Source organism: Stenotrophomonas maltophilia group sp. RNC7, assembly GCF_030910085.1.
Lineage (GTDB): Bacteria > Pseudomonadota > Gammaproteobacteria > Xanthomonadales > Xanthomonadaceae > Stenotrophomonas > Stenotrophomonas sepilia.
The window spans coordinates 1-578 of sequence record NZ_JAVFVN010000693.1; the positions used below are offsets into that span (position 1 = coordinate 1).

Genomic DNA, 578 nt, shown 5'->3' on the forward strand with positions numbered 1-578 from the left:
CGAACGCGAAGGCCATGCCGGCGAGCGAGAAACGCGCCATGCCGATGCTCTGGAACATCACCATGCCCAATCCGCACAGGGCCAGCAGCAGCCCCGCCAGCCGCAGCGGCGGAAAGCGGCGCTCGAGCAGCGCCAGGGTCAGGATGGGTTGCGCCCCCAGCAGCGTGGCCAGCACGCCGGGCGTGATGCCGTGGTCCAGCGCCAGCAGATAGCAGATGGAATAGCTGCCGATCAGCAGCAGCCCGGTCAGCGCGACGGTGGCCAGCATCGCCAGCAGCGTCAGGCGCTGGTGGCGCAGCGTGATGTCGAGCCAGCCGGCATAGCGCGCCTGCAGGCGGTCGAGCAGGCCGGGCGGGCGCTCGGCGTGCGGCGGCAGCAGGCGCGCGCACATCATCGGCGTCAGCGTCAGCGACACCACCAGCGAAATCAGGATCGACACCGCCAGCGTGATGGCGAACTCGCGGAACAGCCGCCCCACCACCTCGGTCATGAACAGCAGCGGAATCAGCACCGCGATCAGCGAGAAGGTCAGCGAGATCAGCGTGAAACCGATCTGCTGCGCGCCCTTGAGCGCGGCC

The 578-nt window shown here is 69.2% G+C and carries 1 protein-coding gene; it reads right to left on the bottom strand.

Going from position 1 to position 578, the window contains the following annotated elements; genetic code table 11:
- The coding region (locus RCF13_RS14735) for an efflux RND transporter permease subunit (RefSeq protein ID WP_308141296.1) at positions 1-578 on the bottom strand (578 nt) is incomplete at both ends.